This is a genomic window from Arthrobacter sp. NPDC058097, assembly GCF_042884885.1.
Taxonomy (GTDB): Bacteria; Actinomycetota; Actinomycetes; order Actinomycetales; family Micrococcaceae; genus Arthrobacter.
Genome location: NZ_JBHVSZ010000010.1, coordinates 106,705 through 120,832, shown reverse-complemented (window position 1 = coordinate 120,832; position 14,128 = coordinate 106,705). Strand labels below are relative to the sequence as shown.

Below are 14,128 nucleotides of genomic sequence, written 5' to 3'. Positions count from 1 at the left end.
TTCAATCTGTGGTTGGGCAATCAGCGGTTGGTTTGGGTCAGGCGGTGCAGGTGGTCGTACTGGACGGCGTGGCGCACCGGAGCGTTGGGCGCCCCGTAGCCGTCGTAGTTGCCGCGGCGTTCCACCATCTCGAAAAACACGCTGCCCACCGTGGCGGTGTAGAAGTGCAGGAATTCTCCGTCGGCGTCGCGGTCGTACAGCAGGTTGAGGTCCCGGAGCGTGGCCAGGAACTCGGGGTCCAGGTCGAAGCGGGCGTCCAGGTCCTCGTAGTAGTTCTCCGGGATCTGCAGGAAGGCCAGTCCCCGGTCGCGGGCGGCGCGGGCGGTGGCCACCAGGTCATCCACCGCGAAGGCGATGTGTTCCTGGTAGGTCTTCCGCGGGGCGGTACCGGAGTCCGCGCCGTCCTGCTGGATGACCGGGGCCAGGTTCAGCACCAGGCGCACGTCCCGGTCCGAGGTCTGCATGACCTGCGACCGGACCAGGCCGCTGGGGCTGGCCACCTCGGCGTACGGCTGCGGCTCCAGCGCCAGCGCGCTCGTGTAGAAAAGGACAGCCTCGTCGAAGTGCTGCCACGGCTGGGCCAGGTTCACGTGGTCGATCACCGCGGTCCGGGCGCCGGAGGGCACCTCGAGCCCCTCACCGAACTCACGCGTCCAGGCAGCCGTGCCATCGGGGTTGCCTTGGCACAGGAAGATCTCGGTGGAGTCGGGGGCGGCGAAGCCCTGGAACACTTCCTCGTTGGCCTGGCTCTTCCGGGGAACCACGGGGGCCTTGAGCTGCTGGGCGCGGGCGGAGGCGATCACCGGGGAGTCGACGTCGAACCCCAGCGCTGCGATCGCCGGCTCGGCGGCTTCTGGGGCCTGCTCGTTGATGATCACCCGGGCGTGGCCCATGGTCCACAGCTGGACGTCCTTGGTGCGGTGGCGGCCGTTGAACTCGAACCCGAGCTGGCCGAGCACCTTTTCCAGTACCCCGGTGTCCGCGGCCTTGACCTCGGCGAAGTTGAAGCCGGCGGGTTCCGCCACCTGGGGAAGGGTGGCCAGTTCCATGGGATAACGACGGCGGGCAGCCGCCGAAGGACCACCAGCAACAGTGCCGGCGGCACCTCCGTAGATGGCCGGCGCGTTCGTGTCCAGCCACTTGGCGCTCTGCTCCTCCAGCCAGATCAGCGAGCGCATCGCGTCGACGGCGGTGCGTTCGACGTCGGACTGGCGGAAGACGTCGTTGAAGACCTCGAGCGACACCGGCCCGGTGTAGCCGGCGCGGACCACGTGGCCCATGAACTTGGCGAGCTCGAACTGACCCTCGCCCGGGAAGACGCGGTAGTGCCGGCTCCAGGAGAGCACATCCATGGAGAGTTTGGGGGCGTCGGCCACCTGCACGAAGAAGATCTTGTCCGCGCTGATGTTCTCGATGGGCGCGGTGTCCCAGTCCCGGGACAGGATGTGGAAGGAGTCCAGGCAGGTGCCGAGGTTGGGGTGGTCCACCTTTTCCACGAGGCGGTGGGCGTGTTCGTAGTCGTTGACGTACTTGCCCCAGGCCAGTGCCTCGTAGGCGACCTTGACGCCGTGCTCGCCGGCTAGGTCAGCCAGGGCGGCGAGCTGCGCGGCGCGGAGGTCGTCGTCATCGATGGTGGCGGTGGCGACGTTCGTGCAGACCAGGATGGTGTCCATGCCCAGCCGGGACATGAGCCGGAACTTGGCCTCGGCCCGGCGGAGGTTGGCCGCCAGCAGGTCCTCGGTCACGCTGTCGAAGTCGCGGAACGGCTGGTAGAGGTCCAGCGTGAGGCCCAGGTCGGCGGCCATTTTGCGGACGTCCTCGGGGCTGAGCGACGAGGTGACCAGGTCCTGCTCGAAGATCTCGATGCCGTCGAAGCCCGCGATGGCGCAGGCCTGCATCTTCTCCTTCAGCGTGCCGGAGAGGCAGACGGTGGCGATTCCGGTGCGCATCAGACGGCCACCTCTTCGGCCGCGATGAGCTCAAGGAAGTGGGCGCGCATCCGTTCGGCGTCGGGTTCGAGTCCGGTGAAGATGCGGAAGGCGTCTGCGGCCTGGCCCACGGCCATGCGTCCGCCGTCGAGCACCTGGCAGCCCTTGGCCCGCGACTCGCGGACCAGCTCGGTTTCGATGGGGCGGTAGACGATGTCCGCCACCCAGTGCCGGGGCTCGACGAGGGCCATGTCCAGCGGAGTGCCGGGGTGGGCGGCCATGCCCACGGGGGTGCAGTGCACCAGGCCGTCGGCGGCGGGCATCAGCTGCGGCAGCTCCGCCGTCGTGCGTGCGGTGACGGTGCGGTCCGGGAAGAAGCCGGCCAGTTCGGCGGCGCGTTCGGCGCAGCGCGCCGGATCCATGTCCACGAGCTCCAGCGTCTGCACGCCGGCCGTGAGGAGGGCGTAGGCGACGGCGGATCCGGCACCGCCCGCTCCGAGCTGCACCACGCGGTCCAGCTTGGCGTCCGGAAGTCCGGAAGCGAGGGCCGCGGCAAAGCCGGAGAAGTCTGTGTTGTGGCCGATGAACCGGCCGTCCTGGATGACCACGGTGTTGACGGCGCCCAGGCGTTCGGCGTCCGGGGCGATCTCGTCGAGGTGCTCGAGGACCAGCTGCTTGCACGGGTGCGTGATGTTCAGTCCGTTGAAGCCCATCCGGTAGGCGCTTTGCAGCAGATCACCGACGGCGGTGGCCGGCAGGTCGAGCTCGTGCAGGTCGATGGGCCGGTACAGGTAGCGGACGCCCTGGACGTCCCCTTCGCGTTCGTGCATGTAGGGCGAGAGCGACGGCATCACGCCATCCCCGACAAGTCCTATGAGGTAGGACTCGGTTCGATTGCTCATGCGTGCGGCTCCTTTGACAACGGCACTCGGCCGGTTCGGGCGCCTGCTGCGCCCCGGGCTGGCCAGGTGATATGGATAACGGTACAGGAAAAGTTCATATGATGCACTCTTGTTCTAGATGCGAACAAGGTTTTTTTGGTGGCTTGTTTTAGGCGCGGTTAGCGCTGGGGCAGCCGGGCGGAAAGCTCGACGGCGGCCGCCTGCAGGAGGGGGACCAGCGCCTCCATCGCCTCAACGCTGAGCCGGAACACCGGAGCAGCCGTGGCCAGGGAGGCAAAGGCGATGCCCTGGGAGTTGAAGACCGGCACAGCGATGGCACGCATGCCCAGCTCGTTTTCCTCATCCATGACCGCATACCCCTGCCGCCGGACCTTCTCGATCTCAGCGCGGAAAGCGTCGCGGTCGGTGATGGAGAGGGTTGTCAGCGGCTCCAGCGGGAGCTCCTCCAGCAGCTTTTCCCGGTCCTCATCCTCAGCGAACGCCACGAGCGCCTTGCCAACGGAGGTGGTGTGGAGCGCACCGAGAAAGCCGGGGTCACTGGTTACACGGAAGGTCTGCGGGCCGTCCACCTTGTTCACGGTGAGGTGGTGGATGCCGTCCCGGACCGAGAGGATGGTGGCCTCGCCCGTCTGCTCCGTGACCTTGCGCAGGATGGGCAGTGCGGTGCCGGCGAAGCCGTGGTGGTTGGAGACCGCCTGGCCCAGCTGGAAGATGCGGAGGCCCAGGTGATAGCGCCGGCCATCCGGCTCGTAGTCCACAAACCCGTCACGGGTGAGCGAGCCGAGGAGGCGGTAGGTGGTGCTGAAGGGCAGGTCCGCGCGCCGCGAGATCTCCGCTGCGCTGGCACCGCGGGGCTCATCCCCCAGCAGGACCAGCAGCCCCAGGGCCTTGCCCACCATGTCGGTGCGGGATTCCCCCCTGGCGGGCTTTGCGGCGTCAGCGGGGGCATCTGCTCCGGCGGGGGCGCCCGCTTCAACGGGGGTTTCCGGGGAGGCGTTTTCGCCTGTGGCTTCCTTCACACTCATAACTCGATGTTGCCACAATGTGAGAGCTATTTCTAGATCGTGAGCATGTTTCTTGACAGGTGACTGCCCTCACAGCGATCATTGCTGTATCGCACAAGTAGCTCTCACCATGTGGCTACTGAGTCCCGGTCTTTCCAACGACCGCCAGCCGCCCCTTCCCCAACCCGGACGGCGGCCGCGATCACTGATACATCCCGCGACAACGTCGTCCCCCTGAAGGAACACCATGAGCCAGACCATCCCGTCCGCCGCGCCGGGCACTGTTGCCCCGGCCGGGACACCGAAGAAGGCAGCCCTTGCCAGCTTCCTCGGCAGCGCCGTCGAGTACTACGACTTCTTTATCTTCGGCTCGGCAGCCGCCCTGATCTTCCCGCACGTGTTTTTCCCGAATGCGGACGCCAATGCCGCCATCATGTCCTTCGCGACGTTTGGTTTTGCCTACATCGCCCGGCCCGTCGGCGCCGTCATCCTGGGCCACTTCGGTGACCGGGTGGGCCGGCGCAAGGTCCTGATGTTCACCCTGGTCCTCATGGGTGCCTCCACCTTCCTGATCGGCTGCCTGCCGGACTTCAACACCGTGGGCTGGTGGGCTCCGGCGCTGCTGGTGCTGGCCCGCCTCTGCCAGGGCCTCTCCGCCGCCGGCGAACAGGCCGGCGCATCCTCCATGACCCTGGAGCACGCTCCGGACAACCAGCGCTCCTTCTTCACCTCGTGGACCCTGACCGGCACGCAGGGCGGCCAGATCCTGGCGGCGCTCGTCTTCATTCCGGTCCTCGCCCTGCCGGACGAGATCAAGTACGGCATCGGCTGGCGGGTCCCGTTCTGGCTCAGCGCCGTGGTTGTCATGGTCGCGTTCTTCATCCGCCGCTCCCTGCACGAGCCGCCGGCCTTCGAGGCAGCCCAAAAGTCGGCCCAGATCGCAAAGCTCCCCGTCGCCGACCTTCTGAAGGCCCACTGGCGGGACGTCCTCCGCGTCATCTGCTGTGCCTTCATCGCCGCCGTCTCCACCGTGTTCGGCACCCTCGCCATCAGCTACGCCAAGACTGTCGCCGGCGTGGACGGCACCATCACCCTCTGGCTCGTGGTTGGCGCCAACCTCGTCGCCCTGGGCACCCAGCCGCTCTTCGGCAAGCTGGCCGACCGGATCGGCCGGAAGCCCGTCTACATCTACGGCGCCCTGTCCAGCGCGGCCCTGGCCCCGCTGTTCCTGCTAAGCCTCGAGTCCGGCAACGTGCCGCTGATGTTCCTGGCCGCCATCGCCTTCTTCTCCTGTGGCTACGCAGCCGCAAACGCCGTCTGGCCGTCCTTCTACGCCGAGATGTTCAGCACCAAGGTACGGTTCTCCGGCCTGGCCATCGGCACGCAGCTCGGCTTCCTCATGGCCGGTTTCGCCCCGGCCATCGTCGCGGCCATGGGCGGCATTAAGCCCGGCGGCTGGGTGCAGATCAGCATCTTCACCGCTGTCATCTGCGTCATCGCCGCCGTCTCGGCCCTGACGGCCAAGGAGACCTTCAAGGTTCCCACCAAGGAGCTCGGCCTCAAGTAGCCCAACTCAAGCAGCTCGACCCGCCGTCCTGACCCGGTTTGCCCCCCAAACCGGGTCAGGACACGGCGGGTCGCTGTGTTTTGGGCCAGGTTTGGTTTTAAAGAAGGTCACGACGGCGGACCTTAGCGTCACGTGGCGAGCACTTCAGCGAGGTCGAATTTCACCGGCTCATCGAGCTGTTCGTAGGTGCAGGACTCCGGGTCCCGGTCCGGCCGCCAGCGCACGAACTGGGCGGTGTGGCGGAACCGCTCGCCTTCCATGTGGTCGTATTTCACTTCCAGCACCCTTTCGGGCCGCAGTGGAGTGAAGGACAGGTCCTTGCCCGCGCTCCACCGGCTGCCCTCCGCGTTGCGGGGCGTGCGGTTGCCCTCCTCCTGCTTGGCCCAGGCCCACGGGTGCTCGTCGAAGCTGGTGACCAGGGGCTGGAGTTCCTCAAAAAGCTCCTTGCGCCGCTTCATCGGGAAGGCGCCGACGACCCCCACGCTGGCGAGCTCGCCGTCGGGTTTGTACAGGCCCAGCAGCAGCGAGCCGATCGTGTCCGGGGCGCTCTTGTGCACGCGGTAGCCAGCCAGAACGCAGTCGGCGGTCCGTTCGTGCTTGATCTTGAACATCACGCGCTTGTCCGGCTGGTAGGGCCCGTCCAGCGGCTTGGCAATGATTCCGTCCAGGCCGGCGCCCTCGAACTGGTGGAACCACTTTCCGGCCAGCTCCGGGTCCTGCGTGGCGGCGGTCAGGTGGACAGGGGCACTGGCGGAGGCGAAGGCCTGCTCGAGGGCCGCCCGCCGCTCCGCGAAAGGACGGCCGCTGAAGTCCTCGTCGCCGAGGGCCAGCAGGTCGAAGGCCACGAACTTGGCCGGCGTCTGTTCGGAGAGCATCTTGACCCTGCTGGCCGCGGGGTGGATCCGCTGCTGCAGGGCGTCAAAGTCCAGCCGGTCCCCGGACGCGCCCACCAGGACGATCTCGCCGTCGATCACACATTTCGGCGGCAGGTTGGCCTTCAGCGCCTCCACGAGCTCGGGGAAGTAGCGCGTCATCGGTTTCTCGTTGCGGCTGCCGATCTCCACGTCATCGCCGTCGCGGAAGATGATGGAGCGGAATCCGTCCCACTTCGGCTCGTAACTCAGGCGGCCTTCGGGGATGGCACCGACCGACTTGGCCAGCATGGGGGCGACAGGGGGCATGACCGGCAGCTGCATAGGCCCCATTCTTGCCCGGGACCTTGCCGGGCGCCACCCCTTGGGGCGGGCCACCCCGAACACGCCACCCTCGACATGGCCCCCGCCCGCCGGTAGACATTAACGATGGCAGCTATCGGTTTCCACGCATCGCATGAACAGATCAGCCCCGGCCAGCTCCTGAAGGACGTCCGGCTCGCCGAGGAGGCGGGCTTCGACGCCGCCATGTGCTCGGACCACATCGAACCGTGGTCGGCGCGGCAGGGGCACTCGGGCTTCGCGTGGTCCTGGCTCGGGGCTGCCCTGGCCACCACCAGCCTGGGCTTCGGTGTGGTCACCGCACCGGGCCAGCGGTACCACCCGGCCATCATCGCGCACGCCTCGGCCACCCTGGCATCCATGTTTCCCGGCCGGTTCTGGATGGCTCCGGGCAGCGGCGAGAATATGAACGAGCACGTCACCGGCGACCCCTGGCCGCTCAAGGAAACCCGGCAGCAGCGGCTGGAGGAGTGCGTGGACGTCATCCGCCGGCTGCACGCGGGCGAGGAGGTGACCCACCACGGCCTGGTCACCGTGGAGCAGGCGCGGATCTGGGATGTACCGGCGCCGCCTCCCCCTTTGATCGCGCCGGCCATCAGCGTGGAAACGGCCCGCCGCGCCGCCGGCTGGGCTGATGGCCTGGTGACGGTGAACCAGCCCGTCGAAAAGCTCACGGAAATGCTGGCGGCGTACCGGGCCGAGGGCGGCAAGGGGAAGGCCGCACTGCAGATCCATCTGTCCTGGGCTCCCCGGGAGGAGGACGCCGTCGCCATTGCCCTGGACCAGTGGCGGTCGAACGTCTTCGCCCCGCCCATCCCCTGGGACCTTCCGACGGCGGCGCACTTCGACGGCGTCAGCACCGACGTCGGGGAAGCCCAGGTCCGGAAGTCGGTGAACATCTCCGCCAGCCTGGACCGCCACGTGCAGTGGCTGGGCGAGTACCTGGACCTCGGCTTCGACGAGCTCTACCTGCACTTCGTGGGGCAGGAGCAGGCGCCGTTCATCGACGCCTTTGCGGACAGCGTCCTGCCGCAGCTGCGGAAGGTGCCAGTGGCATGAACATCGCGGAGACATCGGACCTGTGGTGGAAGACCGCCGTCGTCTACTGCCTGGACGTGGAGACGTTCTTCGACCACGACGGCGACGGCACCGGAGACTTCAGCGGCCTGACCCAGCGCGTGGACTACCTGGCGGCGCTGGGCGTGAACTGTATCTGGCTCATGCCCTTCTATCCGTCGCCGGACCGGGACGACGGCTACGACGTGACCGACTTCTTCGACGTCGACCGCCGGCTGGGCACGCTGGGTGACTTTGTTGAGTTCATCCGCACCGCGAAGGACCGAGGCATACGGGTGATCGCGGATTTCGTGGTCAACCACACCTCGAACCAGCACCCCTGGTTTGTCGAGGCCCGCAAGTCCGTGGACAACCCGTACCGGGACTACTACGTCTGGCGGAGCGACCCGCCGCCGGACACGTCCTCCGAAGTGGTGTTCCCGGGCGAGCAGACCTCCATCTGGACCCAGGATGACGCCACCGGCGAGTGGTACCTGCACATGTTCATGGAGCACCAGCCGGACCTCAACGTCACCAACCCCAACGTCCGCAACGAGATCGCCAAGGCCATGGGTCTCTGGCTGGAGCTCGGGCTGGACGGCTTCCGGCTCGATGCGGTGCCGTTTTTCCTGGAGACCCGCGGCGCGCCCAAGGACGAGGCGGCCAACATCGATCCGCACGACTACCTCAGCGCCCTGCGCAGCTTCGTCAACCGGCGCAACGGCGGCGCGGTGCTGCTGGGCGAGGTGAACCTGCCGTACAAGGACCAGCTGGAGTATTTCGGCGGCGCCGAGGGCAACGAGCTGAACATGCAGTTCGACTTCATGTCCATGCAGCACATCTACCTGTCGCTTGCCAGGCAGGATGCCCGGCCGCTGGCCGAGACGCTGAAGACGCGTCCGCGGCTGCATCCGGACAACCACTGGGCGATGTTCGTGCGCAACCATGACGAGCTCACGCTGGACAAGCTCAGCGAGGGCGAGCGGGAGGAGGTGTTCGCCGCGTTCGGACCGGACAAGAACATGCAGCTCTACGGCAGGGGGCTGCGGCGCCGGCTGCCGCCGATGCTGGACGGCGATGCCGGCCGAATCCGGATGGTCTATTCGCTGATGTTCTCGCTGCCGGGCACGCCGGTTCTTTTCTACGGCGAGGAGATCGGCATGGGCGAGGACCTGCGGCAGAAGGGCCGCGCCGCCGTCCGCACGCCCATGCAGTGGAACGATGAAAAGAACGGCGGCTTCTCCAGTGCCAAGGCGTCCGAACTGGTGGTCCCGCTGCCCCGCGGGGAGTACGGTCCGGAGAAGGTCAACGCGGCCAGCGCCAAACGGGATCCGGAGTCACTCTGGAACTTCATGGCCACTTTGATCCAGCGGTACCGCGAATCGCCGGAGCTGGGCTGGGGCGAGTTCGCCGTCCTCGAACAGCCCGAGCCGGCCGTGTTTGCGCACCGCTGCAGCTCGGCGGAGGCCACCGTGGTGCTGCTGCACAACTTCGGCGACGCGCCGGTCAAGGTTGCCGCGAACGTGGGGTCCGGGGACAGCCCGCCACGGGCATTCCGGGACGCCATCCTGCTGGACCTGTTCGACGGCGGGAACGTTCCGTTGGAGGCCGACGGCGGGTTCACCGTTGAGCTGGGACGCTACGGCTACCGCTGGTTCCGTGTCCACCGGCCCGGCGACCGCCTGGCGCCGTAGTCCCATGGAGATTCCAGCTCCGGCCGCCGCGCCCTACCGGACTTTCCGGCGGAACACCTTCACCTCCCACGGGCGCAGGGCGAACGGCTGCCGTTCGCCGGCAGCGGCGCCCGCTTCCGGCGGATAGTTGCCCAGCACCAGCTCCGCCGATCCCTCTTCAAGCCAGCCGCCGTCGTCGACCCCGGCCGTCCGGCCGGTCTCCGAAAAGTTGGCCAGCACCAGCAGTTCCGCCTCCGGAAGCGAGCGTGTGAACGCGTAGACGTGTTCGTCGTCGGGCAGCAGCATGCTGAAATCCCCGTAGGCGACCACGGGATCCGAGTGCCGGAGGGCTATGACCTTGCGGTAGAAGCTGAACACGGACCCGGGGTCGTCAACCTGGGCGGCGGCGTTGATGGTGTTGGCGTTCGGGTTCACGGCAATCCAGGGCGCCCCGGTGGTGAAGCCGCCATGCCGGCTGGCGTCCCACTGCACGGGAGTCCGGGCGTTGTCCCGGTTCAGCGGCGCCAGGGCGGCTAGGACCTCGGCGTCGGTGTGGCCCAGGTGCGTGGTGGCTTCGCGGTGGTGGTTGAGGACCTCAATATCGCGGTACTCGCTGATGGCGCCGAACGCCATGTTGGTCATGCCCAGCTCTTCGCCCTGGTAAACGTACGGCGTGCCGCGGTGCAGGTGCAGGACGGCGGCCAGCATCTTCGCCGACAGCTCCCGGTACTGGCCATCGTCGCCGAACCGGGAAACGGCCCGGGCCTGGTCATGGTTTCCCCAGTAGAGGCTGTTCCAGCCGCGCTCCGCGAGCCCCTCCTGCCACCGGCCCAGGGACTTCTTGAGGTCGGTCAGGAGCAGTTTCTTGGGACGCCACTTGTTGCCGCCCTCCTGGTCCAGCGCCACATGCTCAAACTGGAACACCATGTCCACCTCCCGGCGGGCGGGATCCGTGAACAGCGCGGCGTCCCCGACGGTGACTCCGGGCATCTCGCCCACGGTCAGCAGGTCCTTGTCCCGGCCCGCGAAGACTTCCTCGTGCATCTCCTGCAGGAACTCGTGGATGCGCGGGCCGCAGATGAAGTGCGGGCCGCCGTCGCCGTAGAGCATGCCCTCGGCCTGGGGACCGTCCGGCAGCGACTGCTGTTTGGAAATGAAGTTGATGACGTCCATCCGGAAGCCGTCCACGCCGCGGTCCAGCCACCAGTTCATCATGTCGTACACGGCGGCCCGCACCTCCGGATTTTCCCAGTTGAGGTCCGGCTGCTTGCGGGAGAACAGGTGCAGGTAGTACTCCCCTGTCTCCGCGTCGTATTCCCAGGCCGGGCCCGAGAAAGCCGAGCCCCAGTTGTTGGGCTCTGCACCAGGTGTTCCGGGCTCTGGTGTTCCCGGCCCGGCGCCTTCGCGCGGCGGCCGCCACCAGTACCAGTCCCGCTTCGGGTTGTCCTTGCTGGAACGGGACTCCACGAACCACGGGTGCTCGTCCGAGGTGTGGTTCACCACGAGGTCCATCACCAGCTTCATGTCCCGGGAGTGCAGGCCGTCCAGCAGTTCGTCGAGGGTCTCCAGATCGCCGAACACGGGGTCGATGTCGCGGTAGTCGCTGATGTCATAGCCGTTGTCATCCTGCGGTGAGCGGTACACCGGGGACAGCCAGACGACGTCGACCCCCAGCTTCTGCAGGTAGTCCAGCTTGCCGATGATCCCGCGCAGGTCACCGATGCCGTCACCGTCCGAGTCAGCGAAGCTGCGCGGATAGATCTGGTACACCACTGCGCTCTTGAACCACTCCCTGCCGGCCCGGTAGGCCGCCTCTGCCTCGGTTTCCTGCGTGGTCATCGCTGGCTCCTCCTGGTCGACGGTGGCGGGCTGCTGGCCCACTGAAAGTCTTGTTCCAGAAGAATCCGCGGTCAATGGCCTGGCTTGATGGACCGGCTCGCTTGGAAGTGCCCCGGCCTGGCCGATCCTCAGTCCGTTTCAGGGCCGGCGCAGCGGCCTGTGCCGCTACGCTCGGGCCAGGCGCTTCTGTAACCGGCAGGTCTGTAACGGGCAGCGACTCGGCGGCCCGGCGGGCGGGGCCGCAATAGGCACGGCCGCCGGCCCCTTGCGAAATGCCGTGACAGGAGCCACGATGGACCTACGTTCAATGAATGAACGTCACGTTCAAAGTTCAACATCATCATGACCTACCGGATGGCCAAAGGCGGCTTTCCGGTATCAGAAATCCCGGGAACCCACGGTTCCCGCAGCCCGCGAGGAGCCAACCATGAGCACCGTTCACCGCATCCTTCTCATTGCATAAGGAGCAAGACCCCCAAGATGGTCGCGGAAATCCTCCGTGAACGCGATGACAGGCGCACCGGAGCCCTGATCGCCTGCATCACCGAGGTGAGCAGCAGCGAGGGCAAGGACGCCATCACTCACGGCGTGGTGGCTGAAGGCGCGGGAGTCCCGGTCCGGTACGTGGAATGGAAGTACCCGTCGCGCGAGCACCTGATCGCCATGGCGAACGCCTGACGGCCGCCGCCGGGACAGGGTTTGCTAGGACAGGGCCTTCGCGACCTCGTCTGCGGCCTTGCGGAGCTGGTCGACAACTCCGGGCAGCTTGTCCGATTTGAACCGCTGTACGGGTCCCTGGGCAGCGAGCACGCCGATCAGTCCATTCGAAGTGTCACGGACCGGGTAGGCGACGGCGAAAAGGCCCTCTTCAAGCTCCTCGTCGATGACCGCATAGCCCTGTTCGCGGACCTGGCGGATCTCCTGCAGGAGTGCCTTCCGGCTCGTGATGGTGCGGGCGGTGTAGGACTCCAGCTTGTCCGGCAATGAAGCGGAAATTCCTTCGTCGCTGAGTTCAGACAGCAGCAGCTTTCCCGTGGCGCTGGCATGAGCGGGGTAGTTTCCGCCGACGTACAGGTGGGTAGCGTTCAGGTAGCGCGAGCCCGAGGCTTCGGCGATCACGTCGTAGGACGTTTCACCCCGGACCATGGCAAAGCTCATCGTCTCCTTGAGCTTCGCGGCGTATTCGTCCAGGATCGGCTGGATCCTGGCTACGGCACCGGTGTAGGGGTCGGCTAGCCTGCCCAGCTTGGCCATCTGCCAGCCCAGCAGATAGCGGTTGTCCACGCGGTCCACGAAGCCCGTCTGCTCAAGGCTCAGGAGCAGGCGGAAGGCCGTCGGGCGGGTCATCCCTACGGCTTGGGCCAGCTCCGTGACAGTGATTCCCTGCCGGTGGCGGCCCAGTTCACTCAGAAGGACGGTCGCCTTGATGACGGACTTGTTGGTCAGGTCTGCCGATTCATCGGCAGCTGCCGTCTCGGTTCCTTGCGCCTGGTCGGCTTCTGCTGCGCTTCGTCCCGCCGCCATATCTGCTCCCGGTTCGCGTTCGCCCACGGCCCGAAGCCCGTGCTGTCCCCATCCATCCTATGCGCTTTTCAAGTAGCGAACGGGGCGTTCACCCCTCGGCTCAACGGCTCTGCCCGAGGTTCAGGGGACCAGGACGACCTCCCCGGTGGTTGCTTTGCTAATGACCTTTGGGGGGTCAGTCCTCGGGTGGCGGAGGCCGCGTTGCGGGCCGCGGCGGCCCCTTTCCTCCTTGTTAGGCGTTCGGGTTGGGCGCGAAGTGTCCTGTTTGGTTGGGACTACCGCACCAGTGCCTTGCCCTGCGGCGCTGAGGTGTCGCTCAGGCTCAGGCCCTTGGTTTCCGGGGCGAGGTACTGGGAGATCACTGCACCCGCCACGCAGATGCCGGCGGCGATCAGCATCGTGGTTCCCACGCCCAGGCCATCGACTGACATCGGCAGGATGAACGTTCCGGCCGCGGCACCGATCCGTGAGAAGGCCGTGGCAAAGCCGACGCCTGCGCCGCGGATTTCCGTGGGGAAGACCTCGCCGGGGTACACGCCGGTCAGGGCCGTGGAGACGGCATTGAAGAAGGAGAAGGCGATGAAGCAGACCAGGATGACCAGCGGCGAGACGTGGGAGAACAGGCCGATGATCACCAGGGCGACGGCGGCGATCCACATCGGCGGGATGGACAGTTTGCGGCGGCCGACCCGTTCAATGAGGAACATCGCAGCCAGGGATCCGGCCACCATCACGCCGTTGAGCAGCAGCGCTCCGGCAAGGCCGTCCTCAACACCCAGGCTTTCGAGCACGATGGGTGCGAAGGTGGCGATCGCGAAGTAGGGGGTCACATTGCAGACCCAGTACATGCAGACGAAGATGACATCGACGACCTGATCCGGGCCACCGGGCTGCTCGAGGGCCAGCTCACCGCATCCCTGCACATCACCGAGGAGGACTACGCGATTGCCTCCGGCCTGATCCCGGCCTTGGAACGCAAGGTCGGCAGGATCATCATCAACGGCTGGCCCACCGGCGTCGAAGTCGGCCACGCAGTGGTTCACGGCGGTCCCTACCCCGCCACCTCTGACTCGAAGACCACCTCGGTGGGCACGCTGGCGATCAACCGGTTCCTGCGCCCGGTTGCCTACCAGAACTTCCCGGAGCAGCTGCGCCCGGCACCGCTGCAGGACGCCAACCCCTGGCAGGTCAATCGCCTGATCGACGGCAAGCCCGTCCAGGCCCAGTAACAGCGACACACTTCCGGCCCCGGGCAGGCTCCCGCAACAGACACCGTCCGGGGCCGGAGAACCACCCTCGTGCCCGGAACCGTGGACTCGGAGGTCGAGCTCCTCCCAGGCTTCCCGGTGGCGTTCGGAAACCGCCTCGGTGCCGGAAACTAACCGGGCGCTAACGGGCAGGAAACGCCTGCGCAACATTGC

11 protein-coding genes and 1 pseudogene are annotated in these 14,128 nt (G+C 66.9%); 5 read left to right on the top strand and 7 right to left on the bottom strand.

Going from position 1 to position 14,128, the window contains the following annotated elements; genetic code table 11:
- Positions 1-20: 20 nt before the first annotated feature.
- The 3 genes from ACFVTE_RS17650 to ACFVTE_RS17640 form a co-directional block, all read right to left on the bottom strand.
- The gene (locus tag ACFVTE_RS17650; protein ID WP_387102555.1) at positions 21-1,949 is read right to left on the bottom strand and encodes a bifunctional sugar phosphate isomerase/epimerase/4-hydroxyphenylpyruvate dioxygenase family protein; all 1,929 of its coding nucleotides are present in this window, start codon (positions 1,947-1,949) and stop codon (positions 21-23) included.
- Positions 1,949-2,830, bottom strand: coding sequence for a shikimate dehydrogenase (locus tag ACFVTE_RS17645; protein WP_387102554.1), 882 nt, complete (start codon positions 2,828-2,830; stop codon positions 1,949-1,951). Before ACFVTE_RS17645 ends, ACFVTE_RS17650 begins: the two co-directional genes overlap by 1 nt.
- A 158-nt stretch (positions 2,831-2,988) precedes the next feature.
- Entirely contained in the window at positions 2,989-3,855 is an 867-nt protein-coding gene (locus ACFVTE_RS17640; RefSeq protein WP_387102552.1) for an IclR family transcriptional regulator, read from the bottom strand.
- 226 nt (positions 3,856-4,081) lie between these two features.
- On the opposite strand from ACFVTE_RS17640, the gene ACFVTE_RS17635 reads away from it, so the two are divergent.
- Positions 4,082-5,401 (top strand): MFS transporter, encoded by a 1,320-nt coding sequence (locus tag ACFVTE_RS17635; protein ID WP_387102551.1) that lies wholly within the window; start codon positions 4,082-4,084, stop codon positions 5,399-5,401.
- A 128-nt stretch (positions 5,402-5,529) separates the two neighbouring features.
- Here the strand turns inward: ACFVTE_RS17635 and ACFVTE_RS17630 are convergent, their stop codons facing one another.
- The gene (locus ACFVTE_RS17630; RefSeq protein ID WP_387102549.1) at positions 5,530-6,597 is read right to left on the bottom strand and encodes an ATP-dependent DNA ligase; all 1,068 of its coding nucleotides are present in this window, start codon (positions 6,595-6,597) and stop codon (positions 5,530-5,532) included.
- Positions 6,598-6,702: 105 nt separating this feature from the next.
- Here ACFVTE_RS17630 and ACFVTE_RS17625 point away from each other — a divergent pair, with 105 nt between their 5' ends.
- Together ACFVTE_RS17625 and ACFVTE_RS17620 are read left to right on the top strand one after the other, a co-directional pair.
- The gene (locus ACFVTE_RS17625) at positions 6,703-7,674 is read left to right on the top strand and encodes a TIGR03885 family FMN-dependent LLM class oxidoreductase (RefSeq protein WP_387102548.1); all 972 of its coding nucleotides are present in this window, start codon (positions 6,703-6,705) and stop codon (positions 7,672-7,674) included.
- Positions 7,671-9,365, top strand: coding sequence for an alpha-amylase family protein (locus ACFVTE_RS17620; protein WP_387102546.1), 1,695 nt, complete (start codon positions 7,671-7,673; stop codon positions 9,363-9,365). Before ACFVTE_RS17625 ends, ACFVTE_RS17620 begins: the two co-directional genes overlap by 4 nt.
- Before the next feature lie 33 nt (positions 9,366-9,398).
- Here the strand turns inward: ACFVTE_RS17620 and ACFVTE_RS17615 are convergent, their stop codons facing one another.
- A complete protein-coding gene (locus tag ACFVTE_RS17615) occupies positions 9,399-11,183 on the bottom strand; it encodes an alpha-glucosidase (protein WP_387102544.1) in 1,785 nt (594 codons plus the stop codon).
- Positions 11,184-11,663: 480 nt separating this feature from the next.
- Between ACFVTE_RS17615 and ACFVTE_RS17610 the strand changes: the two genes are divergently transcribed.
- The gene (locus tag ACFVTE_RS17610) at positions 11,664-11,861 is read left to right on the top strand and encodes a hypothetical protein (protein WP_387102542.1); all 198 of its coding nucleotides are present in this window, start codon (positions 11,664-11,666) and stop codon (positions 11,859-11,861) included.
- Positions 11,862-11,885: 24 nt separating this feature from the next.
- Here the strand turns inward: ACFVTE_RS17610 and ACFVTE_RS17605 are convergent, their stop codons facing one another.
- On the bottom strand, positions 11,886-12,707 hold the full coding sequence (locus tag ACFVTE_RS17605) for an IclR family transcriptional regulator (RefSeq protein WP_387102540.1): 822 nt from the start codon (positions 12,705-12,707) through the stop codon (positions 11,886-11,888).
- 275 nt (positions 12,708-12,982) lie between these two features.
- Positions 12,983-13,555 carry an MFS transporter gene (locus ACFVTE_RS17600; RefSeq protein ID WP_387102538.1) on the bottom strand — a complete coding sequence of 191 codons (573 nt, stop codon included), beginning with the start codon at positions 13,553-13,555 and terminating at the stop codon, positions 12,983-12,985.
- Positions 13,556-13,576: 21 nt separating this feature from the next.
- Between ACFVTE_RS17600 and ACFVTE_RS17595 the strand changes: the two are divergent.
- Positions 13,577-13,936, top strand: a pseudogene (locus ACFVTE_RS17595) (aldehyde dehydrogenase (NADP(+))); the annotation flags it as partial.
- Positions 13,937-14,128 lie beyond the last annotated feature (192 nt).

Bases quoted from the DNA above. Each gene is read 5' to 3' on its own strand.
- ACFVTE_RS17650 (WP_387102555.1), bottom strand. From the start codon at position 1,949: ATGCGCACCGGAATCGCCACCGTCTGCCTCTCCGGCACGCTGAAGGAG.
- ACFVTE_RS17645 (WP_387102554.1), bottom strand. From the start codon at position 2,830: ATGAGCAATCGAACCGAGTCCTACCTCATAGGACTTGTCGGGGATGGC.
- ACFVTE_RS17640 (WP_387102552.1), bottom strand. From the start codon at position 3,855: ATGAGTGTGAAGGAAGCCACAGGCGAAAACGCCTCCCCGGAAACCCCC.
- ACFVTE_RS17635 (WP_387102551.1), top strand. From the start codon at position 4,082: ATGAGCCAGACCATCCCGTCCGCCGCGCCGGGCACTGTTGCCCCGGCC.
- ACFVTE_RS17630 (WP_387102549.1), bottom strand. From the start codon at position 6,597: ATGCAGCTGCCGGTCATGCCCCCTGTCGCCCCCATGCTGGCCAAGTCG.
- ACFVTE_RS17625 (WP_387102548.1), top strand. From the start codon at position 6,703: ATGGCAGCTATCGGTTTCCACGCATCGCATGAACAGATCAGCCCCGGC.
- ACFVTE_RS17620 (WP_387102546.1), top strand. From the start codon at position 7,671: ATGAACATCGCGGAGACATCGGACCTGTGGTGGAAGACCGCCGTCGTC.
- ACFVTE_RS17615 (WP_387102544.1), bottom strand. From the start codon at position 11,183: ATGACCACGCAGGAAACCGAGGCAGAGGCGGCCTACCGGGCCGGCAGG.
- ACFVTE_RS17610 (WP_387102542.1), top strand. From the start codon at position 11,664: ATGGTCGCGGAAATCCTCCGTGAACGCGATGACAGGCGCACCGGAGCC.
- ACFVTE_RS17605 (WP_387102540.1), bottom strand. From the start codon at position 12,707: ATGGCGGCGGGACGAAGCGCAGCAGAAGCCGACCAGGCGCAAGGAACC.
- ACFVTE_RS17600 (WP_387102538.1), bottom strand. From the start codon at position 13,555: ATGTACTGGGTCTGCAATGTGACCCCCTACTTCGCGATCGCCACCTTC.